Genomic DNA, 24,280 nt, shown 5'->3' with positions numbered 1-24,280 from the left:
GGGTCATTTTTTAACGTTATATGCTTGCTATGTAAGCATTATAACCTATTTTTATCGTATTTTATGTTTAAGTCCCGTTAGTTGGGGAACGATAAATACACAAAGAAACCGCGTTTCTCATGTTTTTTACCAACAGATGACAAATGGTGCTACGCTGGGGATAGGAAGTTATTTGTTTATGAACCAAATTAAACGTGTTGCCATAGTGGGAGGAACCCACGGAAATGAACTCACAGGAATTTACCTCGTGAAGAAATTCGATCGCGCGCCAGAGTTAATTGGGCGATCGACTTTTGAAACAATCGCCCTGCTAGCCAATCCCAAAGCTTGCGAAATCGGGACACGCTACATCGATATCGACCTCAACCGCTGCTTTAGAAAGCAAGATTTAGAAAATCCCCATCTCTCCAGCTATGAAGCGCAGCGGGCGAAAGAAATCTACGGCATTTTTAGCTCAAAAAACACTCATCTGCCCAACTTAATTATCGATTTGCACAGCACCACATCCAACATGGGGGTAACATTTATTCTCGCCAGCCATCATCCATTTAACCTGCAACTAGCCGCTTATTTAACCTCTGTGTATCCCCACATCAAGCTACTCGCTTCTACAACCAAGAATCATGATAGTCCTTTGCTGCGATCGCTTTCCGAATTAGGCGGTACGCTGGAAGTTGGTGCAGTCCCGCAAGGGATATTAGATGCGTCTTTATTTCAGCAAACTGAGCAAGTTGTCGGCACGATATTAGACTGCGTAGAATCCTACAATCAAGGCACAATGCCTGCTGCAAAGAATCCCCTGACTATTTATCACACCATTGGGGCGATCGACTATCCCAGAAACGAGAACCGAGAAATTCAGGCAATGATTCATCCCGATCTGCAATCCAGAGATTATCAAGCCCTAAATCCCGGCGATCCGATGTTTTTGACCTTTGATGGTGAGTCGCTCTTGTATGAAGGTAAATCAACCGTTTATCCAATTTTCATTAACGAGGCTGCTTACTACGAAAAAGGAATTGCCATGTGTTTTACGCAAAAGCAAATAGTTGTTAGTTATTAGTCATTAGTCATTAGTTATTTCTGGAGAGGGTTCTGGTGACAAAAACTCCTCTTTAGAAGCCGTAGTAAAAGAACGCAATTCCTTCCATATTTCCAAAGTGATAATACAGGTAATCAGCCACACCAAACCAGCCGTATAACCAGCAATAACATCGGTAGGCCAGTGAACTCCTAGGTAAAGCCGACTCAAACCAATAGCAGCAATTAATACAACTGTCAAGCTGTAAATCGACCAGCGCTGCTTGGGAAAGCGTTCACCCAAGAAATATCCTAGCAAACCGTAAATAACCATTGAAATCATCGCGTGGCCGCTAGGAAAACTGTAAAATGTTACATTAACAACGCGCTCCCAAAGTTGAGGTCGATCGCGGGCAAAAAGTTTTTTTAACAGTAAATTTAAACCGATCGCTCCCCCAGCCGCGAGCGCAATAGTTGCACCTTCCGATCGGTGATTGCGCGCTAGCAAAACAATACCCAACGTCAGACAAATCACTAGCAGCAACTTCGGCTCGCCCAAAAAGGTAAAGCCCAGCATTACTCCATCGCGCAGCGGAGTGTGAAGGCTCCTGAGATATAGTAAAATAGATGTATCGAAAGCGTAACTTTGTTTTCCCAACACGTCTTCGGCAATGGTGGCAAATCCCCACATCCCCAAAGCAGCAACAGCAAGCCCGGCCAGCCGAATTATCGAAATGAGCGATCGAATTTTAGAACCCATTCTTGAACTCATTAAAATTTTAAAATTTCCAACTCAAAATAATACAACAAATATAGGAAACGAAAACGCCTTACCCATCGTCTAGATTCTTGATCCCCTCTATTCTGAATCATTAATTGATTTTTCACTACCCACCTCAGCTTTTACATCCAACGGGCGAATGACTATACTATCAAAAAAATACATTTCTGCAATTTTCTTGACCTTGGGGTTGACAAGTCTGTCTAGCTGTGCTAATAACAGCGGAGTAAGTGCCCCGATCGCCGAAGCCAACACCATCGCCCAGCGTCTCGTCTCTACCGCAGTCGCCCAAAAGCCCAACAACCCGCAATTCGGCCAGCCGATCGACTGTACCCTAGGCAAAGATTGTTTTGTATTGCTGTATTTCGATCGAGAACCCGGCCCCACCGCCGTAGATTTTGGCTGCGGGCGTCAAACCTACGACGGCCACGACGGCACAGACTTTGCCATTCCCGACGCCAAAGCAATGGCAAAAGGAGTTCCAGTTATTGCCTCCGCTGCAGGCAAAGTTTTGCGAGCACGAGATGGTGTGGTCGATCGGCGTTTACAAAACGAGACAGAGAAAGCCAACATCGCAGGCACAGAATGCGGTAACGCCATAGTGATCGATCACGGCGCAGGCTGGGAATCCTACTACTGTCATCTCCGCAAAGGCAGCGTTGCCGTCAAACCGGGGACGCAGGTACAAAAAGGCACTGTTTTGGGCATGGTGGGAAACTCTGGGATGGCATCTTTCCCCCACGTACACGTAACTTTTCGCTATCAAGGCAAACCCGTAGATCCGTTTGTCGGCCCCGACGCGAAGGTAGGCTGCAACATCGCCCGCAATCCCATCTGGGACAAACCTCTAGACTATATTTCCACAGGTTTAATTCGGGCCGGTTTTGCCAATAAGCCGCCGGACGAGAACGCTGTCTGGGAAGGAAAATTTTCCGGGACTCAACTCCCTGCAAACAGTCCAGCCTTGTTGTTTTGGGTGCAAAGTTACGGAGTGCTCAAGGGCGATCGCGAACAATACAAATTATTTGCACCCAACGGCACAACCATCGCCGATCAGACCAATGAAATTAAAGCCCCCAGCCGCACTTGGTTGGGTTATGTCGGCAAAAGAAACAGTACAAATTCTCCTGTGATTCCGGGAGTTTGGCGGGCCGAATACCGGTTGATGCGGGGCGATCGAGTTTTGGCAGAAGTCAAGCGAGAAGTAGAGTTGCGTTAGTCGCCAAGTTACTCATACCAAATTCCTTTGAAAACGAGCATCAAATATGTTAAAATAACAACAATATTTTTTCATTTTTGATGGTCAAGTTTTCCTGGGCTCGTAAGAAAAATGTCATACAGCCAATTCACAAACCTAGAAATGATTGAAACCAACTTTGGCATAACCATTGCTGACAAAGTTGGTATTTTTGCCGATTTACCCGACGCCGAGTATAGCGAGCTTCTCAGCCAAACTCTGCAAGAAAACATTTCTTTGGCTTTAGCAATTAATACCGAAAAAGCTCGCTCCGAATTAATTGTCACACCTATTTTAGTAGAACTGAGAAAGCAGTTTAAGTATCAAATTAGCTTTTTTTCAGGAAAAGAGTTTAATGTAGATTTAGGAAAAGGATTAACGGGTTTCTGTGATTTTATGATTAGTCGTTCTCCCGAACAATTGCTAATCAAAGCGCCCGTGGTCGCCTTAGTAGAAGCTAAAAATGATAATATCCAAGCTGGGCTTCCACAATGTATGGCAGAAATGATTGCCGCTCAAATCTTTAATGAAAGAAGAAACAATAATATTTCCGAAATATATGGAGTGGTCACAACAGGAACCAATTGGAAATTTTTACGGCTTAGTAATCAACTTATGGAAGTTGATTTAAATGATTATTTTATTGATAATATTAGTAAAATTATTGGCATTTTAAAATATTTGATCGATGCAGATCACCTATGAAACTGGGAGCCAACTTATAGCAGGAGGCAGGAGGCAGGAGGCAGGAGGCCGACGTAATGAGAGCGAGGGTTTCAGCAATCGATATCGTCCGGCGCCGCCTTGGCGGTTGCTATATGAAATTTGCTCAATATAGATAAATTTAACAATGACTTAACCATAATTTTTACAACATCACAAATTCTCCGGGACAATCTAGCTTTCATCAGCTTGTTGTCGCCGGCTTGATCGCTCATCCTTCCCCGTCTAACGCGAGCGTTCGGGAGGGTGGTTTGGATGGGGAGAATTTAGGGCAAATTGTTCCAAGCTTGAGCCACAATGTCGCTCAGCCATAGCCTCTGAGCAAAATCGAGCAGATTGTCGTCGGCTAGTACCTCAGCCTTCAATTCATCCAAAGACTGAGATCGCGATCGAGCTATTTGAATCACACCCGCGATCGCCGACGCCACCAATTCTTCATTCAGCGGCTGCTGTCGCAAAGCAATCATTTCTTGAGGATTCGTAGGAATGGGATAATTCATGAGATTGCATACCGAAAGGAGTAGATATTCAGCCACTGCGGGCCAACCGAGAGCAAGAGCGATCGAAAACCTAAAAATCTGAGAACATTGTAAACTTATGTGAACGAACCTGACGGTCAACTGGGTACAGTTAAACCGCAGGCTTCTTTTTCCTTTTTTGCAAAGGCTTTTTTGAGTGACGAAGTTCCCCCGCCACTTTTGTAATTCAGGCCAATCTTTTTGATCAGCTTAGCTGAATTTTCGTCTCGATCCAAAGATTCTCCACACTGACAGGAATGCCACCGCGCAGACAATTCTTTCGGTACTTTATTGAGGCAATTCCAGCAGTGTTGAGAAGTTCCATTGGGATCTATAAACAAAACGCTCTTACCTAATTTCCCAGCAACATATTTGAGGACGGTCACAAATTGACCGTGAGCCGCATCAAGCATTGATTTATTCAAACCACTTTTAGCAGCTTGCCCATTTGGTAAATAAACCAAGTTACCATTCTCAATATCAGTCTTAGGCTTGGCGCGTCTAGTCAGATTCTTGATACTCAAACCTTCAACTATTAAAACATCACATTTGCTAAATAACTCATGTGCTGCTTTGAATTGAAAATCCAGCCTTGCCCTGGCTACAAATTGGTGGAGTTTAGAAATTTTACCCTTGATAATTTGCCAAGGTTTAGAATTCTTGACTCTATTAGCTAGCTTCGCTTGAAGTCTTGCTAATTTCTCAGCATATTTCCTTAATAACCTAGGGTTTTCAATTCTGTCGCCAGTGGAAAGATAGACATAATTGGTGATTCCCAAGTCAATACCGAGACTGTTTTCTTCGGTCGGTTGAATTTCTACAACCGTTACGGGAACTGTTGTATCTTCTAGCGTCAGGGAAATATACCACCCATCTGCTTCTTTGATAACACTTCCAGTCTTAACCTTGAAACCTGTCGGTATTCGACGATGAAAAACCATCGGTACTTGACCTATTTTTTTGAGGTCAATACAAATCCTATTTTGCTCATCCTTGATAATATCGAGATTATCCAATTGAGGGTAAGTAAAAGATTTGTAGTAATGGAAACCCTTGAATTTGGGTTGACCTCTACGATTGCCGTTTTTGTCCGGTGTTGTAAAATTTGAAAAGGAAGTTTCCACTCGGTTGACCACATCCTGCAAAACCTGAGAATCTAGGTTTTTATAATCAGAAAATAGCTTCTTGGTGTTTTTTAAGTCAGCTAACTGTATGGTTTGCCATTGCACATAACCGCCTTCAACGTTTGAGAAAACATCACCTTTTTTCGTTAAAGGATTACCTAATTCATCTTTTTTTCTACCATCTCTAGTTTGTACCCTGGTCAAAGGGATATTTTTATAGACTTCTTCAATTGGAACTATAGATGCAGTCAGAGGGCAAGCGTTAATAGTCGTTCTCGTTGACTCCCACCATCTAAATCTTTCACTTAGTCGGTAGTTATATTGCCTGCGACAAAGCTCTAGGTGTGTTGTAATGGTTGTTAGTTGAGCTTTTGTAGGTTTAAGGCGGTATTTGTAAGTTAGCTGCATAAGAAACTTCCTTTTTCGACCTTTTTACAGTATAGTTGGTGTCGGTCACGAAGACAATACTGATAATAAGAAATAATCAACCTTCGTAAACAATATAAGTCTCTGGCAAGTTGTTAATTTAAAAACAGATTTCCTGCGAGAGTTTATAACTTTTTCAACAATCATGAGGTACATTATCACTCAATGTGTTCACGGTGTATAATTGTCGGTCTTCGTCCGCGACGACCGACGCGCCTTTCATCACGCGGGCGTAATTTATTTGGGGTACTTCGCGCTTGCGCTCAGATGTTTCCCCTCTAAATATACCGAGAGACTTCTCGGCTGACAGTTAAAACTCAATAAGTATTCGGGAGTATAGCCTACTTTGCTCCCTTGTCAACTCCCCCATCTTTATTAATTTATTCAGCATTGAGAGCCTAATCATGCAAGAAATTCTTTATCTAGAAGTCCCGACACCAGATACAGCAGCCGTCTGCACTTGGTTGCAGCACGAATTCGATCCCGGAATCGGAGAAAAAATTATTACTCCTGACGGTTTTCGCCTGCTTTCACCGGCCACAACAGCCGAGGTTCTCAAGTCTGGAACTCAAAAGGCCAATCCAAAACCCGCATTGGCTGACACCAATTCAGGAAACCAAAATTGGCGATCGACAGAACTTTCCACCTTTGTCTGGTCACTGCAGCGCACAACTTATTTAAAAGTCTTTCGTCTAGAAGACGCCCCCGCTGGAGAAAGAAAGTTCCTGGAAGCTCTGAATCTTGCTGTGAGAAACAAGTTTCCCGATCGCTACCGGGAACCCCCTGTCATAGACCTCTCCAAACAGTCAATTTTTGACGATCTTGCCCCCTATTACCCATTGACCGTCAAATACTTCCAAAAAATGCCGAATGGCGAATACGACCTCAAGCGCGTCTACTGGTGGGAACAGCGTTGGCGCGAAAGCACTCGCAATCCTCAAAAGCCAAAACAAGTAGTGTTTTTGAAGGAAGAGGGAACAGGGAAGAAGGTAGAAGACACGATTTCGGTGTCTGATTCTGGCGATACTTTTTATGACTTAATTTATATTGGCGGGGCCTTGGGAGTGATTCACGCCGCAGTCATGGCGAGATTGGGCTACCGGGTGCTGCTAGTTGAACGAATGCCTTTCGGGCGGATGAATCGCGAGTGGAATATTTCGCGGGATGAAATTCAAAGCTTAATTGATTTGGGTTTATTTACTGCGGCAGAAATCGAAACTTTGATTGCCAGAGAATACAAAGATGGCTACAACAAGTTTTTTGATGCTAACAATCCGCTCGTGGCTAAAGCGCCAGTTCTGCACACACCGAAGGTACTAAATGTAGCTTTGGACGGAGAGAAATTGCTGAATTTAGCGGGAGTGAAGCTAACAGAAGCTGGCGGGGAAATCTGGGACGAAACTGAGTTTATCAGAGCCGATGTTGAAGCAGAAAAAGTAGTAGTTCAGGGCCGCCACTTGCCGACAAAAGCCGATCGCACTGCATTAGGACGGCTGCTGGTGGATGCAATGGGTTCGGCTTCTCCCATCGCTTGGCAATTGAACGAAGGGCGGACTTTTGACAGCGTTTGTCCGACAGTGGGAGCAGTCATCGACGGAGGATTTGAGCCGGGAATATGGGATTCCGAGTACGGGGATGTACTCCACACTCACGGGGACATTTCCCGCGGACGCCAGCTCATTTGGGAGTTGTTTCCCGGCGCCGGCACAGAACTGACAGTTTATCTATTTCACTACCACCAAGTACATCCAGAGAATCCCGGTTCTTTGCTGGAAATGTACGAGGATTTTTTCGCAATTTTGCCGGAATACCGCCGCTGCGATGTCGATAAATTGGTTTGGAAAAAACCCACCTTTGGTTATATTCCGGGGCATTTTAGCAGCAACAGTAGCGATCGCTCCGTGGCGATCGATCGCCTAGTCTCGATCGGCGACGCAGCATCCTTGCAATCTCCCCTCGTTTTCACCGGCTTCGGCTCTCTTGTCCGCAATCTTTTCCGCTTAACAGACCTTTTGGATACAGCATTAAAGCACAATTTGTTGACGGCAAATCACTTAAACCAAATTCGCGCCTACCAGAGCAATGTTTCAGTAACTTGGCTATTTTCTAAAGGCATGATGGTTCCTACCGGCAGCAGTTTGCCACCCCAAAGAATTAATTCAATGCTCAATACCTTTTTCGGTATTTTGGCAGCACAAAAACTCGCCGTCGCCGAAACTTTTATTAAAGACAGAACCGACTGGCTAACTTTCAATCGACTGGCGATCGAAGCAGCGGGAAAAAACCCTTCTCTCCTCTTGTGGATTTTAGATTTTGTCACCTTGGGGGATATTTGGCGCTGGCTGGGAAGTTACTTGAATTTTACTCTGCTGGCTTTGGCCAGTTTGCTGTTCGGATGGCTTCCCAGCTTCGCCCGCAGGGTACAACCTTGGTTGGAACCCCGGTATCCGGCTGTTTGGCTATGGCTGTTGGCTACCAGCTATGCTCTCACCTACGGCATGGGAAAGGGGAGAAAAGAGCAAGACTTAAGTACCAAATAGTTCGCTAAAAATATCCATAGTTAATCGTTGAGGAGAAGTTTTGTGTTTGCCGTCAAGCGAGCGCTCAAATTGAATAACCCGGAAGCGACCTTGATGGCAAAACACGCAGGATTTCGGCGGGTAGTGTTTAACATGGGGTTGAGCTTGCGGACTCAAATGTATAGCGGGGGACAATTCACGGACTCACAGGTACTTAACGAAGTCAAAAAAGTTCTCACCCACTACGTCAAGAAACAGCCTGAATTCGCTTGGATGAATCAATTATCTAGTCGAGTTTATCAAAATGCTTTGATTGACTTGAAAGATGCTTTTAGTCGGTATCGCTCTGGAAAAGCAGGTCATCCAAGATTTGCTAGTCGCCGAGACGGTCAATCTTTTACAGTTGATTCGTCTAACGGCAAAGTTTTACTAAATGCTGGCAGCACGATCAAGATTCCTACATTGGGAACTTTTCGACTCTACGAAGCCCTAGAATGCGGTTATGTGTCTCAAACTTTTACGATTTCAAAAGAAGGAAGTCGTTGGTTTGTTTCCTTTGGCGTTGATGCCGAACGTTTGCCAGTTCAACAACCTGAGAATGCTGTAGGAATCGATTTAGGCATCAAGTATGCGGCCACGCTGTCAACTCAGCAGGTCTTTGAGGCGCCGAAGCCGTTAAAAAAAGCGAAAACCAAGCTTGCTACCTTGCAGCGCCAAGCATCAAAACAGGTAATAGGCTCCCAAAATCAGCGCAAAACCTACCATAAAATCCGTCGGCTCCATGCACGGATAGCTCGTATTCGCTTAGATTTTCTTCACAAGCTAACAACTTATTTAGCCCAAACTTTTAAGCTAATTAAGATTGAAAACTTGAACGTTCAAGGAATGATGGCGAACCACAAGCTGTCCGGGGCAATATCGGATATAGGTTTTTACGAGTTCAAACGTCAACTCGATTATAAGTGTAAAATGTATGGGGCAAATTTAGTGCTGGTAGACCAATGGTTCCCCAGCACTAAAACTTGTTCTAATTGTGGCACTAAAAAAGATATGCCACTAAGCATTCGGACTTTTGACTGTCCCGCTTGTGGCATATCTTTAGATCGTGATTTCAACGCCAGCATCAACATTTTAAACTGGGAACCCTCGGCTTGAGGGGGATAGCCTACTTATCTTGGGATTAGCCGTCTACCCAACAGCGTAGGAAGTAAACTCCGAATTGTGTCTAAAGATGGCTTTAGGTAAGTTTAGATAAGTTTTACAAAGCAGTGTTGAGTTTTGAGTGTTGACTCAAAACTAGCAACTTCAGTTCGCTATCGAAAACTCGGCAATTCAATTTCAGCTAACGATCGACGTTTTTTAGAAGCCCGCAGCGGACTGGCAATCAAGCTCAGCCAGTCTGGTTGGGCGACTGCTGTAGGTTTTGCCACACTCGATCGCACTTCTTGAATGCCAAAGGTTTCAACAGAGTTCAAAATTTGAAAAGCCCTAGCCAATTCTTGAGCCTCCACTTTGGTAGCAGTTTCGGCGGGTTCAGACTCAGCCATCGGCAGTTCAGGTTCCGCAACCGGTTCGGCCGAGTCAGTTGCAGGCTCATCAGGCTGGTTGGTTTCGCTCTTCTGCAATTGAATGCCGGACACTTCGGCTAATTTGTTGAGTTCCAGATTGGCTGGGGATTCAGGCTCGATCGCCTCGGTAGCAGCGGCTACCTCTAGAAGCCCTTCTGGTTCCGACCAAGGTTGGACAGGGGAAGCGTTGAAGGCTGGCGGCACTGGCATCTGAGAGCTTTTGACCGCCGCGAGCAAAGATTCTAATTGTGCGCTGGCGGTTTCCAGATTATTGTCAGGCTGCTCGATCCTCGGCGACTTTACCTGTGGCCTGTCCAAACTTCTTTCCAAGGCAGCTTTGAATTGCAGAGTGTGGCGCTGCTGGCGGTGCAAGCGGGCTCGCAATTCCCTGCAAATATTTTCTGTGGCTACTAACTGGTGTAACTGTTCGTTGTAGCGCTGCACAGTAGACGCACATTCTCGCTCAACAGTCGCTAGCCTGACTTGGCTGGTTGCCAACTGACTTCTTAAACTTTCGACTAAAATTTCTTGACTTTGGAGGGTTTGATGGGAAACTTCCACTTTGCCAAACAACCGCGTCAATTGTTCTTGAGTATTTTCGAGTTCTGCAGTCCGCTGTTCTAGCAAAGTTTCGCGATTCTGCAAGGTTTTTTGGGACTCTTCCAGAGCTGTTTCTAGCTGCGCGATGCGCTGTAAAAGGTCGCGGTTGCATTCGTGCAGCGCTTGCATAAGGGTGACTGGGGTCGATCCTTTGCCCTTGGCCTGTTCGGCATTCCCAAGCAGATTTTTTAGATTCTCTGACATCGGGGGCGAGCCCGCCTCAGTCGGCTGTGTCGGAGATTGCGAATTTTTTGTTTCAGGTTTTGTGGGAATTGCATCTACGCTGATGGCGTTGGGAAAATCTACTGTTTGCCAGTCTTCTTCTGGCTGTTGGGGAACCGTTGCGGGAGTGTCTGTCGCATCGGGGGCGATCGGCTCAAAACCCCCAGTAGCAGCAAAATCTGAATGAAATGGTTCGGTATCGGATGGAACAGCAGGGTGCGGTTGGTGCTGATGGGCTCGAAGATCAGCTTCTGACATGGCTTTTTATCCCAATACTCACAGGGTCTCAGATACAGTCTATCCTTAGAGATTCTACAGAAGGAAGCCCCTCAGTGATAGTTGTTGTCATTTTTTCTGTTTTTTAGGACAATAGCGTCTGAATCGAGTGGCGCGATCGATCGAACTACAACCCGAACTCAAATTAAGGCGTAAGATGCGCCTGCGATCGCCCTACAGACGTGAGTTTTTCGCCCAGAGTCCTATTAAAATAATTTTTCCCGATCTCTAACGCACTGTTTCGCTATCCGTGCGATCGCCTAAGCTTTAACAACTGAAAAATGTTTGTCAATGATTGCTGGAACTTCTGCCGGTGCAATGCGAGTGTAGCGAGTTTTGTCCGGCATCACAACTATATTTGGGCCTGCTTTACACTGTTTGAGACATCCGGTTCCCTGTACTGTCACTTCGTCTTCTAAACCGCGCGCATTCAAAGCATTTTCTAAAGCTTTACAGACTCCTCCAGCGCCCCGCTTCAGGCAGTCTGATTTTTGACATACTAATATTTTGGTTTGGGTTTTTGCCGGAGCTTTTACAGTTTGAGCTGCTGTGGGAGAGCTGACTTCGGTTTTAGCGATCGCGCGATCGTCGGATGTCAATACCGCAACAGGCCCATTGGTGGAGTCGAGCTGTTCGTGCGATCGATCGTTGTGACCCTGAGCCAGCTTGAGGCTGCGAGCTTTAAGTTTTATTTTACCGTTTTTCAAGTTAAGTTCTTTCTCACCTACAACTTGAACTCTCAACCCCGGTGTCAAAATAGGCGACAGAAATGCCCGCAATTCCTTGCAAAGTTTAACAAGATATTCTACTCCCCGATCGTTGCTAATTCGCAAATATTTAAGTTTGCAACCATCTTCAATAATTAGGCCGAGGATTTCTCCTTCTAAACTGAATTCGGAAACTTGCTTGCCAGATTTATACATTGTTATGACTCCTTTAAATCCGTTACATCCGTTACATCTTGTACGCTGCTCGTTGCCGAACTTCCTTCTACCTTTACCCAATTTGCCAGCAGCATTCCAGCCACTGCACCAGTTCGTATCGAGGGGCACTGACTTGCCTCAACACGCTCATTAACTGAGCCGCTTGTTTAGCAGTGTTGACTTTTGCCCGCAAAGGTTGGTCAACCGCACACCAGCAGGGAATTTCTAGCTCTTGCAAGCGTTTGTAAACTTGCCACCTATCTAGCCAACCCACTTGCACAATGTCACAAACTTCTAATTCTGGATCTGCTGGATTCATTTTTTAACAACAGTAATAATTTGCATTAATTTTTGCTCCTGACTGGTAGCGTGGAGAAGTTAAAAGCCAGATTTCAGCAGAACCTCAAGGATTATCAAAAGCCCTTCCTGAAAAATTCTGCCTTTTGCCTTCTGCCTTCTGCCTTCTGCCTTCAGAAGGTTCGCCCCATTTTCAGGAAGCGTTCAGAACGAGAATCTTTTTAAGCATAACCCAACTGCTAATAATTCTCAATAGGTTTAGAAAAAAATTTTCCTACTGTACAAAATTTTCTACTATCGAGGTAGACGCTACTTGACTGGTAAATCTAGGGTGCTAGACTGAAGTCTATTGGCAACAAAACTGCCTATTGAGAGGAGAACACACATGGCCCAGACTCAGAGTGCATTGAGACCATTTGGCCACATAGCCGAAAACCCAGTTCTACTGGAACATTCAGTCACAGCACCGATTTGTGAAGGAATGAACGCGCTGCTGGCCAGTTTTCAGGCTTTATACCTGCAATATCAAAAACATCATTTTGTGGTGGAAGGGGCAGAATTTTACTCCTTGCACAAATTCTTTGAAGAAAGCTACGGAGAAGCTCAAGATAGCGTCCACGAGTTGGGCGAACGGTTAAACGGGTTGGGCGGCATACCAGCAGCTAGCTTTAGCAAGTTAGCTGAGTTGTGCTGTTTTGAGCCGGAAGCCGACGGCGTATATTCCTGCCGCCAAATGCTAGAACACGATTTAATTGCAGAGCAAGCTATCCTTGGTTTGCTGCGGCGTCAAGCAGGACAAGCAGAAAGTTTGGGCGATCGAGCTACCCGCTACCTCTACGAAAAAATCCTGCTAAAAACAGAAGAGCGAGCTTATCACATTTCCCACTTCCTCGCCCCCGATACTTTAGTGCAGTTGAACTTGAATTAATCATCGGTTTGCTGTTACTCGGCGGTTGAAACCGCTACTACACACACAAAGTCTGCCTCCGCAGACTAAGAGTATATCTAAAAAAGCGCGATCGGCTTTTTAACCGATCGCGCTTTTTTATACAATGTGCGATAAAATTTGAGTTCCCCGACTTCTCCAAAAAGTCGGGGAGCTGGGGGAAGTTCTCCAGCAGGCAATTAAGGCGCTAAAGCATTGCCACGCAACAAGCTACCAATGGTTTTCGCAGTAATCTTCATCTGGATGAAAGGATTTGCTGGTACTACTGTTTTATACAAGTAGCTATCGAATGTGAGTTTCTGCACATCGCGATCGGCACACATTTCCACAAAAGCTTCGCGGGTAGCGTCGGAACGGTAGAACACGCGCTGCAAAATGTCGAGAACTTTGTAAGTAATGCCGTAGGCTTTATCCCACCGCTTCAGGTAAAGCTTGATTTCCTCTTCAGTCGGAATGCGCGCGCCTTTATTGGAAATCTCAACAATAGTTTCGGCGCACATCCGGCCAGACTTGGCGGCAAAATAGATACCTTCGCCAGAAGACTTGGTAACGTAACCTGCGGCGTCGCCTACGAGAGCAACTCGGCCGACAACCCGGCGAGGACGCGGATGTTCCGGGATGGGGTGAGCTTCCACTTTAATAATCTCACCGCCCATCAGTTTTTTGGCAGCGCGGGCGCGGACGCCTGCTTGCAGCTTTTTGATGCTGGCTTGATTGACTTTCATCGTGCCGGTACCGACGGCTACGTGGTCGTATTTGGGGAACACCCAAGCGTAGAAGTCGGTAGATACGTCGTCGCCGACGTACATTTCGGCTAAGTCTTCGTAGTAAGCCATTTTATCTTCCGGCAGGCGGATGCGCTCTTGGAAGGCGATCGCATAATTGTAGTCGCCAGCGTCGATCGCCTTTGCTACGCGAGAGTTAGCGCCGTCAGCCCCAATTACCAAATCCACTTTCAGAGTTTTCTGAATACCCATTGCGCTGCCGTCGGAGTGGTCGGCATAGTGGAGAGTGTAGGGGTCTGTATTGTTGCCGGGAATTTCTAATTTGTGAACGGTGCCGTTAATCAGTTTTGCACCCAAGGAAGCGGCGCGATCGCGCATGAAGCCATCGAGCACTTCGCGGCGGCACATACCGATGTATTCGTGTGCGTTTTCAATATTGATGTCCACCTCGACATTGGAGGGGGAGATCATTTTCATTTTTCTGACTTGGCGGTCAATAATACTTTGCGGCAAGTCAAATTCGCTGACCATGCACAGGGGAATCGCCCCACCGCAGGGTTTGGCGTTGTCTAATTTACGCTCGAATAGGTATGTTTCGATGCCTGCTTTTACCAATGTTTCGGCGGCGGAAGAACCCGCAGGGCCTGAACCTACTACTGCAACCCTTAGTGTCAAAGCTTTTCTCTCCAGTTTTTTTCTATAGGCATTACTCAGGTGTGATGGTATCACGGACTTGGGATGCGGTGGCGTGAAGCAGGGGAGATTTCAATGAAATGAAACAGAGCTTAACAGTTCGATACGAAAATTGGGTTTCGGGCAGTAGGTGCGATCGAATATCTTAAATTTTTTAGTGTAGATGAAGGTGGATGGACGGTGATGTGCCTTGATCTGCCCTGGTGTGCGATCGAACATTTTGCCCTATTTTCTAAGAACAGGCAAGATGCCTGTTCCACAAAGAGTGAATTTTCTGCTTGTGGGGAGTAGGGGTTGGGCCGAAGAGCCCGCCCGGACATGAACAAGCTTCCCTAGGCTGTTCCACAAAGAGTGAATTTTCTGCTTGTGGGGAGTAGGGGTTGAGCCGAAGAGCCCGCCCGGAATAGGTTAGAACCAGTCCAATAAGTTACATTAAAGTTACTTGCAGTTATATCTAAAATTCTTATGCTCGGTAATTTTCAACAAAGCAACCTGCGGATTGAGCTTGAAGCTTCCGAAACAGCGATTAGAGACAGCTTGTTGCGTCCAACTCAATTGCAGCAGTGGCTGTGGCCGCAGCAGTTGTCTAGCGGTTTGCCGGAAGAATTTGCTCAAGGTTTGACCTTTACAAGTTGGCTGGGCCCCGTGGCAGTTCAGCATCACGTTGATATTGTTGAGCACAATTGTCTGCGGCTGTTATTGAGTCAGGGAATTGACGGGTTTCACGAATGGTATTGGGGCGATGGTTGGGTGCAGTCTCGGTTGGAGGGAGTGTCGCTGCTGCCGCTGAATTTGGGGCAAACGGCTAGTTTACTCCGGCTGCGGGAGTTTGTAGCCGGGAAGGGTAAGGGGAAGTAGGAAGTAGGAAGTAGAGCAACATCATCTAAAAGCTTATCGAATGCAGTGGCCCGATTGTTTCCCACCTGATTGCCCGCCAAACGACGCTAAAGAGCCGTGCGATCGAGTTTATCGCCTGATTCAACAAGATTCTGCAACGGCTGATGATTTTTTGACAGTCCGCCAACTTTACCCAAATCGACAATTTCCTGACAGCGAAAAAGAATGCCGTTCCTGTGCTCTCTCTGTTTTTACTTCAAGAGATGATGTGACAGTTAACCGCAGAACTGGTCGGTTTAAAAATATGAAAGTTGCTGTGGCAAATTTGACTCCCGATTCAGGACGAATCAAGCACACTCCCTCACCGGGTACTAAGAATTCTCACCACAGTTGGTGGGTTCCAGTTAACGTTGAAGCCTTGACTTTATTTGAAGCTGTTGATGTCACTGAGTGAGGTATAGTTATGAGCCTGCTTCCAGAGTCTACTCATTTAGGCAAATTGGAAATTATCGAGGTTTACGAGTATTACGATGTACCGTGCCTATTTGCTTGCCGAAATGCGTCAGAACAGATATTTCTTGCAGTTTGGGCAAGTCAAACAAAAGAAATGGGAAGATGGTTTTATGTTCCCATGTCTATCGGTCGGTTTAAGCGGGTTCGGTCGGGAAGTATTGATATCCGAGATGCTTTTGTAACCGCTGAAGATGGTTTTGTTTATGAAGTTATCATCCCCTGCGACGATAGTTTTGACAGGGTGATAGCTGTTTCTTGCCAAGAACTAAATGATGAATGGCTTCCTATGGCTGGTGAATTGCTTGATTTTGGGGACGAACCTTTGCCGGCATTGTTTCAAAAGCAAGAGGTGAGTTGATTTTTTGGTAGTCCTGCATAGCAAGGAAAAATCCTAAATATTTTTACGGGTAAAAAGCGTTGTAATGATGATACATACCAGAATATCCCCGCATAATGGGAGAGCTTTGTAGATTAGGACAGACTCTTTTTTACAATTTATTACAACAATAGCGAGATATGCTTTGCCTCAGGGTGTTATTTAATCTTTCGATATCAAAAGTTGGGTCGGTATCTTTGCCGACAGGTTTGTGTCGCTGGGGAGCGAAAACTTTTTAGAGGTGGCCCCAAAATCTGTATAATAGACGGCACATTGTCTGTCCACTACTGGGAGGGAATCCCAAAAACCTTTAGCACCCATTTCAACTCGACTTCCTATATACACCCCTAGAATTTCTTTGCTTAAGGCATCAATTGGCCCGCTCTTTCCAGTGCTTGTTCCCCTTATTGCCTAAAAACGACTACATTTCATCACATTGGATCGTTAGCTTGCCTTGGTTTTTTGACTTTAATTGAACTTTCCGGGGGACTGATCCTAATTGTTGAAACACACATAGTATTGGAACCAGCGGGGACACCCTCGTGAATTTGACAATCGCCACTCAAGATATTTTTTATAATAAAAGCCGATCGCTCAATTTTTTGTTTCTTCTGAAATCCTTTGATGTCTGGGGTTTTAAACAAACTGCCTGTGACAATCTCGACATTCAAAATTTTGCTTAGCGCTGGGGGTGGGACAATTTTTAACGATGTTTGGATAACCGAAACGGTGACAATTCATGGAGTTGAGAATTAACAAGGCTTAGGTACGTCGCATGATAACTCCTTACTCTTACTATGCCAGACCACCTGAAAGCCACTTCGCTGCCGAAAAATTAAGATTGTGTTATAAAAACATAATTTGTTCCTTTCTAAAGCGCTATTCTCGACACAACGAACCCGGTGCGTTTTGAGTTAGCTTTAATTTTTACCAGAAAAATAAATATGCTCTCCATTCCAGGTATTGCTGTCCAGAAGCTGCTTTACGAAAGTGCCAATTCTCTGGTTTACCGGGCGATTCGGGAAGCGGATCGCCAACCGCTCATCCTCAAACTGCTCAAAGAAAGCTACCCCACACCTCAAGAATTGCTACGCTACCGCACCGAATACCGCATCACGCGAGAGCTGAAAGAGGCGGGAGTCGTGCAAGTTTATGACTTGCAAAAATACCAAAACAGCCTCGTGATTTTTGTGGAGGACTTTGGCGGGGAATCCTTGAAAATATGGATGCAGGAGCGAAAGTTTAGCCTCAAGGAATTTCTGCAAATTGCGATCGCCACAACTGAAATTTTAGGGCAAATTCACAGCGCCAACATCATCCACAAAGATATTAACCCCTCGAATATTGTTTACAACCCCGAAACAAAACAATTAAAAATTATCGACTTTGGTATTTCTACTCAGCTAACGCGAGAAACGCCAACCCTGAAAAACCCCGACGTTCTTGAAGGAACTCTCGCTTACATCTCGCCAGAACAAACTGGCAGGATGAATCGCACTCTCGATTACCGGACTGACTTTTACTCCCTCGGCGTCACCTTCTACGAATTGCTGACAGGAAAATTGCCTTTTGAGACAAAAGATGCTTTAGAGATAGTTCACTGCCACATTGCCAGACAACCAGTTGCCCCGCACGAAATCAAGCCAGAAATTCCCCTAATTGTCTCGCAAATTGTCAGCAAGCTGATGGCAAAAAATGCGGAAAATCGCTATCAAACTGCATTGGGTATCAAGCAGGATTTAGAAATGTGTCTGGTTCAATTACAAGAAACCGATAGCATAGAAGAATTTGACTTGGGAACGCTGGATATTACAGACCATTTCCTGATTACCGAAAAACTCTACGGCAGAGAAAGTGAAGTTGATCATCTATTAGCTGCCTTTGAGCGAGTCAGTATCGGTAGCGCCGAAATGATGCTGGTGGCTGGCTTTTCTGGGATTGGAAAAACCGCAGTAGTGAACGAAGTCCATAAGCCGATCGCCCGACAGGGTGGCTATTTTATCAAAGGCAAATACGACCAATTTCAACGCAATATTCCTTTCTCAGCATTTGTGCAAGCATTTCGGGAATTGATGGGACAATTATTATCAGAAACTGACGCTCAGTTACACAGATGGAAAACCCTGATTCTCACCGCAGTAGGCGAGAGTGGGCAAGTCTTGATTGACGTAATTCCTGAATTAGAACACATCATTGGCCCTCAAAGTCCTGCACTAGAATTGTCGGGGAGTGCCGCCCAAAATCGCTTCAATCTGCTGATGCAGAAATTTGTGCAAGTATTTACCCAAGCAGAACATCCCTTAGTGATGTTTCTGGACGATTTGCAGTGGGCAGATTCGGCATCGCTGAAATTGCTACAACTATTGATGGAAGATACCGGGCATCTGTTAGTATTGGGTGCTTATCGGGATAATGAGGTATCACCAGCTCATCCGTTTATGTTGACTGTGGATGAGATTGTGAAGTCTGGGGCAGTGGTGAATACGATTACCCTGGAACCGTTGAGTTTAGCAGATCTAAATCAGTTGGTAGCAGATACGCTGATTTGTGATTTATCTTTTGCTCAACCTTTGACAGAATTGGTTTATCAAAAAACCAAAGGTAATCCCTTTTTCTCTACTCAATTCCTCAAGTCGCTGTATGAAGATGGTCAAATTATCTTTGACCCCCCTGTGTCCCCCCTTACTAAGGGGGGAAGTAAAGGGGGGTGGCAGTGCGATATTGCTCAAGTTAGACTTACCCACGCCTCGGATGTGGTGGAGTTTATGGCGGTGCAATTGCAGAAGTTGCCTGCACAAACTCAGGATGTCCTCAAACTTGCCGCGTGCATTGGAGCGCAGTTTGATTTAGAGAGATTGGCAATAGTCAACGAAGAACTACCCGAAAAAACGGCATCAACCCTGTGGAAAGCATTGCAAGAAGGACTCATTTTACCCATTACAGAAGGCTATAAATGCTTCATTCCAACAGATGCTCAATCCAATACTGAGTCTATTACCAATCCAACTTATCGCTTCCTGCACGATCGCGTCCAGCAAGCGGCTTATTCCTTGATTCCTGACAACCAAAAACAAGCTATTCATCTGAAAATCGGACAGTTACTTGTCCAAAATTATTCGGATATAGAAATAGAAGAAAAACTCTTTGATATTGTGGGGCATTTGAATCAAGGAATTGAGTTAATCAATCAATTAAGCGAACGAGAAGCCTTAGCCCAACTAAACTTAGAAGCTGGACGTAAGGCTAGAAATTCTACCGCCTACGCAGCCGCAATGACCTATCTGCAAACAGGGATTGAGCTACTGAGAGCCAACTGCTGGCAAAGTCAGTATGAGTTGACGCTGAATCTCTATGTTGCTGCTGCCGAAGCCGCCTATTTGAATGCTGACCTTGAAAACATGGAACAGATGGCAGCACAGGTGTTGCAAGAAGCTAAGACGATTTTAGACAAAGTTAAAATTTACGAAATTTCAATTGCCGCCCAGACAGCCCAGGGCAAGCTGTTGGAGGCGATCGCAGTGGGCAGAGATGCACTCTTGCAACTGGGGGTTGAACTCCCTACCGAACCTGACGAAGCCAAGATTGGCAAGGCGCTACAAACCCTTGCCAGTCAACTCCAGGGAAGAAGGGTGGAAAAACTGGTTGACTTGCCTGTGATAACTGATGCCAAGGCTCAGGCTGCCATGCCATTATTAGGAACGTTATATGCTTCCATCTTTATAGGAATGCCGAGTTCGATGCCCCTACTTAGCTCCACGATGGTAAGTTTATCGCTCTCCTTTGGGAATGCACCCGCATCAAGCGTGGGATATGCAATTCACGGTATGGTGTTGTGTGCTTTTTTGGGAGAAGTAGAAACTGGTCATGCCTTTGGCAAATTAGCGCTCTCATTGCTCGAACACTTTAATATGCGGGAATTCAAGTCCACCATTTTAGTTATGTTTGGGGGCTTTATTCAGCATTGCCAAGAATCTTTGAGGGCAACGATACCTACGCTAAAAGATGGCTTTACGGCTGGCATGGAAACTGGTGATTTTCTACACGCTGGCTACAACATAAGTCTATACTTTTATGCCCACTTTTTCGGTGGGGTAGAACTAGACAATTGGGAACCAGAAATAGCAGGTTACAGCGCTGTCATGGCGCAGGTAAAGCAATGTTCTCCCCAGACTTATTTGGATATGACGCGGCAGATGATGCAGAACTTAAGGGAAACCATAAGTCGGCCGGACTGCTTAATTGGAACTGCCTACGATGAAACGAGTATGCTTCCTAAGCATTATCAGGACTATGACCTCAATGGTATCGCTATAGCCTACATCTATAAACTGCTACTGGCCTACGTTTTTGGCAATTACCCTGGGGCCCTAAACCACATTGCTCAAGCCAAGCAGTATTTAATGGCAGTATCGGGAATGGTTTTTACTCCTATTTTTCATTTTTATGCAGCACTGACACACCTGGCACTGTTCTCCACACAGCCAGAAATGGAACAAACTGAAATTCTCGTCCAAGTGGAAATTTATCAAACTAATCTGCATCAATGGGCACAAAATGCTCCCATGAATCATCTACATAAATGGTATTTGGTTGAGGCAGAACGCTATCGCGTTTTGGGCAATAAAGCTGAGGCTATTGAAATGTACGATCGCGCCATTGCTGGAGCTAAAGAAAATCAATTCCTCAACGAAGAAGCCCTTGCCAACGAACTCGCAGCCAAATTTTACATAGAATGGGGTAAAGAAAATTTTGCCCAACTCTACATGATTGAGGCATATTATTGTTATGTCCAATGGGGAGCCACTGCTAAGGTAACAGATTTACAAACGCGATATCCTCAGTTATTGAAACCAAAACCGGGAAATAAAAACACTAAAACTACCGCAACAGTGACCACCACAGGTTCGGGTAATAACTTAGATATCACCACAGTAATGAAAGCTTCTCAGGCGATTTCTGGGGAAATATTGCTGGATAAGTTAATGTCTAGCTTGATGAAAAATTTGATGGAAAATGCAGGGGCGCAAAGAGGATATCTGATTTTGTCAACTCAGGGAAAACTGTTAATTGAAGCTGAAGGGACAATAAATTATGAAAAAGTTACCGTGTTGCAGTCAATCTCAGTTGAAAATTGTCAGGAACTTTCCTCCGCAATTGTCAACTATGTGGCCCGCACTCAAGAAAGCGTGGTACTTGATGATGCTGTCCGATCGGGACAATTTACCAACGACCCCTACATCCAAAAGCATCAGCCCAAATCAATTTTATGTGTACCGCTGATTAACCAATCTCAAATCGTCAGTATTGTTTACCTAGAAAACAATCTGACAGCCGGAGCTTTTACCCCAGAAAGAGTGGAACTATTAAAACTGTTATCGGGACAAGCGGCTATCTCAATTCAAAATTCTAAACTCTATACAGAAATCCGCGAAAGTGAAAACAGGCTGACTCAATTTTTAGAAGCAATTCCAGTGGGGGTGTCAGTGCTGGATGCTTCTGGCAAACCTTACTATAGTAATCGCGTTGCTATTCAATTATTAGGTAAAGGAGTTATTCCTAACGTCACCAGCGAACAAATCTCCGAGGTTTATCAAGTGTATAAAGCTGGTACCGATCGGGAATATTCCTCTGCTGAATTGCCAATTGTGCGAGCGTTGAGGGGCGAAAGTGCCACCGCTGACGATATGGAAATCCACCAAGGCAACAAGATTATTCCGATCGAGGCTTGGGGTACTCCCATCTATGATGAAAAGGACAATATTTCTTATGCACTTGTAGCCTTTCAAGATATCACGGAGCGTAAAAAAGCAGACACTGAGCGAATCAGATTTACCGCTGAACTGTTTCTACTCAACCAAGCTTACGAGCGCTTCGTTCCCAATCAGTTCCTTCAGTTTTTAGATAAATCAAGCATTATTGATGTGGAATTGGGCGACCAAGTGCAGTTAGAAATGTCGGTGCTATTTTCCGACATTCGCGACTTCACCACGCTTTCGGAAACTATGACGCCGAAGGAGAATTTCCGATTTATTAATTCCTATCTTTCTCGCATGGAACCAGTTATTAATGAAAATAACGGGTTTATTGATAAATATATTGGCGATGCGATAATGGCGCTGTTTAGCGGCGAGGCGAATAATGCGGTGAAAGCCGGAATTGCTATGCTGCACTGCCTCGTTGAATACAATCAAAATCGCGCTAATTTTGGCTGTGCGCCGATTCAGATTGGGATTGGAATTAATACTGGAACTTTGATGCTGGGAACGGTGGGCGGTCAAAATCGCATGGACGGGACGGTAATCAGCGATGCGGTGAATTTAGCTTCTCGCGTGGAAAGTTTGACAAAAAATTATGGGGTGTCGCTATTAATTACACCGTCAACTTACTCGCGTTTAGAAAATCCATCCCAGTATGCAATCCGCACCCTCGATACGGTAAAAGTCAAGGGAAAATCTGAATTAGTAACAGTTTATGAGGTCTTTGATGCTGACCCGCCAGAAATTAAAGAGGGCAAGTTAGCTACGTTGGAATTGTTTGCAGAAGCTAGGGCAATTTACTGGGAAAGGAAATTTGCTGAAGCGGCGCGGCTGTTTGCCGAGTGTTGGCGTCAGAATCCGGGCGATGCCGTCGCTAAAATGTACTGGGAACGCTGTGAGTCTGCATTGTTGACTCGCACAAAAATCAAAGACAGGCTACACAATTTACATTAAGCAGTTGCTATACCTGAAAATCACAGCAAAAGTACGATCGACTGCTGAGACACGCTACAAACTAGGCGATCGAAATCGGGTAGGTATGTTGTTGCGCTTTAGCGCTAAAGCGCAACAACATACGAAGTCTAAACAGTTACTGCCTGAACTATACTGCTGGCAGTGACTCCTTTCAAGACAGCTAAATATTCTCCTGTTACCTGATACTGAATTATAGTATCGCTAACAAAAGCGCCGATTCCTTGATAAATATTTAACTGGCTAAAAGCAAGGGGGCCAATTAAATCAATTTTGTCTTGATTTAGGGTGAAATCATTAATCACATCGGCGGCGGCTAAGTCTGTTCCACCAGTATCGATCGCGATCGCAAACACATCAAAACCCAATCCGCCTGTGAGAGTGTCGGCACCAATTTCTCCAAATAAGTAGTCATTGCCCGCGTCGCCAAACAATATATCGTCGCCATCGCCTCCGTAAATGCGATCGTTTCCCTTACCTGAGTAAATCAAGTCAGTACCGCCGTCACCCTGAATAAAATCAATCCCTTGGCCGCCAAAAATAATGTCATTGCCATCACCGCCCCTGATGCCGTCATCCCCTTTTTGTCCGTAAAGCAAGTCATCTCCTGCTTTGCCATGAAGATAGTCATTGCCGGGGCGTGCGTGGATAATGTCGTTTAATGCCGATCCTGTGAGGCGATCGTCCTTATCTGTCAAACCGATTACTGACTTTTTCAACAAGGTTGTGACATCGCCTAAGTTATCGTTATCGCTGATATTGACTGTGAGAGGGGCGACGAGATTATTATACAATGTGTCAGTGCTGGTAGTGGCGTGGCTAATTGGGCTGACACGATCGCCCTCAACAACCGCATCGTCAACCGCAGTCACCGTTACCGTTTGAGCGACATTCCAATTGGCGGGAGTAAAAGTAAGGGCAGGTAGGCTGACAGTAACTTGGCTTTCAGGGGTAATAGCGACGGTGACATTAGCAGTTGGCTGAGTATTTAGTCGCACTTTGTATATATCGTTGCCCAAGCTTTCGAGTACGTCGGTACTGCCAAGTGGTTCAAGGAAAATGACAGCGGGAGTACCTGAAGTTGGCGTTGGAGTTGGAGTTGTTGTCGGAGTTGGAGTTGTTGTCGGAGTCGGAGTTGGCGTTGGAGTCGGAGTTGGCGTTGGAGTCGGAGTTGGCGTTGGAGTCGGAGTTGGCGTTGGAGTCGGAGTTGGCGTTGGAGTCGGAGTTG

19 protein-coding genes are annotated in these 24,280 nt (G+C 45.3%); 10 read left to right on the top strand and 9 right to left on the bottom strand.

What is annotated here, in order from left to right:
* Positions 1 to 178 precede the first annotated feature (178 nt).
* Positions 179 to 1,063 (top strand): aspartoacylase, encoded by an 885-nt coding sequence (locus QUB12_RS02675; RefSeq protein WP_333301088.1) that lies wholly within the window; start codon positions 179 to 181, stop codon positions 1,061 to 1,063.
* 3 nt (positions 1,064 to 1,066) lie between these two features.
* Here the strand turns inward: QUB12_RS02675 and QUB12_RS02670 are convergent, their stop codons facing one another.
* Positions 1,067 to 1,780 (bottom strand): phosphatase PAP2 family protein, encoded by a 714-nt coding sequence (locus QUB12_RS02670; RefSeq protein ID WP_333301090.1) that lies wholly within the window; start codon positions 1,778 to 1,780, stop codon positions 1,067 to 1,069.
* 160 nt (positions 1,781 to 1,940) lie between these two features.
* Between QUB12_RS02670 and QUB12_RS02665 the strand changes: the two genes are divergently transcribed.
* Positions 1,941 to 3,020 carry a M23 family metallopeptidase gene (locus QUB12_RS02665; RefSeq protein ID WP_333142379.1) on the top strand — a complete coding sequence of 360 codons (1,080 nt, stop codon included), beginning with the start codon at positions 1,941 to 1,943 and terminating at the stop codon, positions 3,018 to 3,020.
* A gap of 141 nt (positions 3,021 to 3,161) precedes the next feature.
* A complete protein-coding gene (locus tag QUB12_RS02660) occupies positions 3,162 to 3,743 on the top strand; it encodes a hypothetical protein (RefSeq protein WP_333142378.1) in 582 nt (193 codons plus the stop codon).
* A gap of 284 nt (positions 3,744 to 4,027) precedes the next feature.
* On the opposite strand, the gene QUB12_RS02655 is transcribed toward QUB12_RS02660, so the two are convergent.
* Positions 4,028 to 4,261, bottom strand: a complete 234-nt coding sequence (locus QUB12_RS02655) for a hypothetical protein (RefSeq protein ID WP_190662685.1) — start codon at positions 4,259 to 4,261, stop codon at positions 4,028 to 4,030.
* Between the two features lie 116 nt (positions 4,262 to 4,377).
* Positions 4,378 to 5,811 carry a transposase gene (locus QUB12_RS02650; RefSeq protein ID WP_333142377.1) on the bottom strand — a complete coding sequence of 478 codons (1,434 nt, stop codon included), beginning with the start codon at positions 5,809 to 5,811 and terminating at the stop codon, positions 4,378 to 4,380.
* A gap of 422 nt (positions 5,812 to 6,233) precedes the next feature.
* Between QUB12_RS02650 and QUB12_RS02645 the strand changes: the two genes are divergently transcribed.
* Together QUB12_RS02645 and QUB12_RS02640 are read left to right on the top strand one after the other, a co-directional pair.
* Positions 6,234 to 8,369, top strand: coding sequence for a flavin-dependent dehydrogenase (locus tag QUB12_RS02645; protein WP_333305341.1), 2,136 nt, complete (start codon positions 6,234 to 6,236; stop codon positions 8,367 to 8,369).
* A 42-nt stretch (positions 8,370 to 8,411) separates the two neighbouring features.
* Positions 8,412 to 9,503 carry an RNA-guided endonuclease TnpB family protein gene (locus tag QUB12_RS02640; RefSeq protein WP_333305339.1) on the top strand — a complete coding sequence of 364 codons (1,092 nt, stop codon included), beginning with the start codon at positions 8,412 to 8,414 and terminating at the stop codon, positions 9,501 to 9,503.
* Between the two features lie 158 nt (positions 9,504 to 9,661).
* Here QUB12_RS02640 and QUB12_RS02635 read toward each other — a convergent pair whose 3' ends face one another.
* From QUB12_RS02635 to QUB12_RS02625, 3 genes are all read right to left on the bottom strand, one after another.
* Positions 9,662 to 10,996 (bottom strand): hypothetical protein, encoded by a 1,335-nt coding sequence (locus tag QUB12_RS02635; RefSeq protein ID WP_333305338.1) that lies wholly within the window; start codon positions 10,994 to 10,996, stop codon positions 9,662 to 9,664.
* 278 nt (positions 10,997 to 11,274) lie between these two features.
* On the bottom strand, positions 11,275 to 12,066 hold the full coding sequence (locus tag QUB12_RS02630; protein ID WP_333305336.1) for a (2Fe-2S) ferredoxin domain-containing protein: 792 nt from the start codon (positions 12,064 to 12,066) through the stop codon (positions 11,275 to 11,277).
* Positions 12,011 to 12,256, bottom strand: a complete 246-nt coding sequence (locus tag QUB12_RS02625) for an Asr1405/Asl0597 family protein (RefSeq protein ID WP_333305334.1) — start codon at positions 12,254 to 12,256, stop codon at positions 12,011 to 12,013. The genes QUB12_RS02630 and QUB12_RS02625 overlap by 56 nt, the downstream gene beginning before the upstream one ends.
* Before the next feature lie 363 nt (positions 12,257 to 12,619).
* On the opposite strand from QUB12_RS02625, the gene QUB12_RS02620 reads away from it, so the two are divergent.
* Complete coding sequence (locus QUB12_RS02620) at positions 12,620 to 13,162, top strand: Dps family protein (protein WP_242723503.1); 543 nt, start codon at positions 12,620 to 12,622, stop codon at positions 13,160 to 13,162.
* A 197-nt stretch (positions 13,163 to 13,359) separates the two neighbouring features.
* On the opposite strand, the gene chlP is transcribed toward QUB12_RS02620, so the two are convergent.
* Positions 13,360 to 14,580 (bottom strand): geranylgeranyl reductase, encoded by a 1,221-nt coding sequence (chlP, locus tag QUB12_RS02615; protein WP_333214679.1) that lies wholly within the window; start codon positions 14,578 to 14,580, stop codon positions 13,360 to 13,362.
* A 483-nt stretch (positions 14,581 to 15,063) separates the two neighbouring features.
* On the opposite strand from chlP, the gene QUB12_RS02610 reads away from it, so the two are divergent.
* Genes QUB12_RS02610 through QUB12_RS02600 form a run of 3 tightly spaced genes read left to right on the top strand, consistent with a single transcriptional unit; the run spans position 15,064 to position 16,306 of the window.
* Complete coding sequence (locus tag QUB12_RS02610; RefSeq protein WP_333050108.1) at positions 15,064 to 15,456, top strand: hypothetical protein; 393 nt, start codon at positions 15,064 to 15,066, stop codon at positions 15,454 to 15,456.
* Positions 15,457 to 15,496: 40 nt separating this feature from the next.
* A complete protein-coding gene (locus QUB12_RS02605; protein ID WP_333104410.1) occupies positions 15,497 to 15,889 on the top strand; it encodes a hypothetical protein in 393 nt (130 codons plus the stop codon).
* Between the two features lie 9 nt (positions 15,890 to 15,898).
* Entirely contained in the window at positions 15,899 to 16,306 is a 408-nt protein-coding gene (locus QUB12_RS02600) for a DUF6575 domain-containing protein (RefSeq protein ID WP_333142370.1), read from the top strand.
* Positions 16,307 to 16,960: 654 nt separating this feature from the next.
* On the opposite strand, the gene QUB12_RS37460 is transcribed toward QUB12_RS02600, so the two are convergent.
* Positions 16,961 to 17,065, bottom strand: coding sequence for an IS1/IS1595 family N-terminal zinc-binding domain-containing protein (locus QUB12_RS37460; RefSeq protein ID WP_445251657.1), 105 nt, complete (start codon positions 17,063 to 17,065; stop codon positions 16,961 to 16,963).
* 203 nt (positions 17,066 to 17,268) lie between these two features.
* On the opposite strand from QUB12_RS37460, the gene QUB12_RS02590 reads away from it, so the two are divergent.
* Positions 17,269 to 23,034 (top strand): AAA family ATPase, encoded by a 5,766-nt coding sequence (locus tag QUB12_RS02590; RefSeq protein ID WP_333305331.1) that lies wholly within the window; start codon positions 17,269 to 17,271, stop codon positions 23,032 to 23,034.
* 128 nt (positions 23,035 to 23,162) lie between these two features.
* Here the strand turns inward: QUB12_RS02590 and QUB12_RS02585 are convergent.
* Positions 23,163 to 24,280: calcium-binding protein (locus QUB12_RS02585; RefSeq protein ID WP_445300651.1), on the bottom strand; the 1,118-nt coding region annotated here is incomplete at its 5' end.

The organism is Microcoleus sp. B7-D4 (assembly GCF_036705125.1).
Classification (GTDB): Bacteria; Cyanobacteriota; Cyanobacteriia; order Cyanobacteriales; family Microcoleaceae; genus Microcoleus.
Note: the sequence above shows the minus strand (reverse complement) of the source record. Positions and strands in the feature narration are given on the sequence as shown.

Bases quoted from the DNA above. Each gene is read 5' to 3' on its own strand.
- QUB12_RS02675 (WP_333301088.1), top strand. From the start codon at position 179: ATGAACCAAATTAAACGTGTTGCCATAGTGGGAGGAACCCACGGAAAT.
- QUB12_RS02670 (WP_333301090.1), bottom strand. From the start codon at position 1,780: ATGGGTTCTAAAATTCGATCGCTCATTTCGATAATTCGGCTGGCCGGG.
- QUB12_RS02665 (WP_333142379.1), top strand. From the start codon at position 1,941: ATGACTATACTATCAAAAAAATACATTTCTGCAATTTTCTTGACCTTG.
- QUB12_RS02660 (WP_333142378.1), top strand. From the start codon at position 3,162: ATGATTGAAACCAACTTTGGCATAACCATTGCTGACAAAGTTGGTATT.
- QUB12_RS02655 (WP_190662685.1), bottom strand. From the start codon at position 4,261: ATGAATTATCCCATTCCTACGAATCCTCAAGAAATGATTGCTTTGCGA.
- QUB12_RS02650 (WP_333142377.1), bottom strand. From the start codon at position 5,811: ATGCAGCTAACTTACAAATACCGCCTTAAACCTACAAAAGCTCAACTA.
- QUB12_RS02645 (WP_333305341.1), top strand. From the start codon at position 6,234: ATGCAAGAAATTCTTTATCTAGAAGTCCCGACACCAGATACAGCAGCC.
- QUB12_RS02635 (WP_333305338.1), bottom strand. From the start codon at position 10,996: ATGTCAGAAGCTGATCTTCGAGCCCATCAGCACCAACCGCACCCTGCT.
- QUB12_RS02625 (WP_333305334.1), bottom strand. From the start codon at position 12,256: ATGAATCCAGCAGATCCAGAATTAGAAGTTTGTGACATTGTGCAAGTG.
- QUB12_RS02620 (WP_242723503.1), top strand. From the start codon at position 12,620: ATGGCCCAGACTCAGAGTGCATTGAGACCATTTGGCCACATAGCCGAA.
- QUB12_RS02610 (WP_333050108.1), top strand. From the start codon at position 15,064: ATGCTCGGTAATTTTCAACAAAGCAACCTGCGGATTGAGCTTGAAGCT.
- QUB12_RS02605 (WP_333104410.1), top strand. From the start codon at position 15,497: ATGCAGTGGCCCGATTGTTTCCCACCTGATTGCCCGCCAAACGACGCT.
- QUB12_RS02600 (WP_333142370.1), top strand. From the start codon at position 15,899: ATGAGCCTGCTTCCAGAGTCTACTCATTTAGGCAAATTGGAAATTATC.
- QUB12_RS37460 (WP_445251657.1), bottom strand. From the start codon at position 17,065: ATGAATTGTCACCGTTTCGGTTATCCAAACATCGTTAAAAATTGTCCC.
- QUB12_RS02590 (WP_333305331.1), top strand. From the start codon at position 17,269: ATGCTCTCCATTCCAGGTATTGCTGTCCAGAAGCTGCTTTACGAAAGT.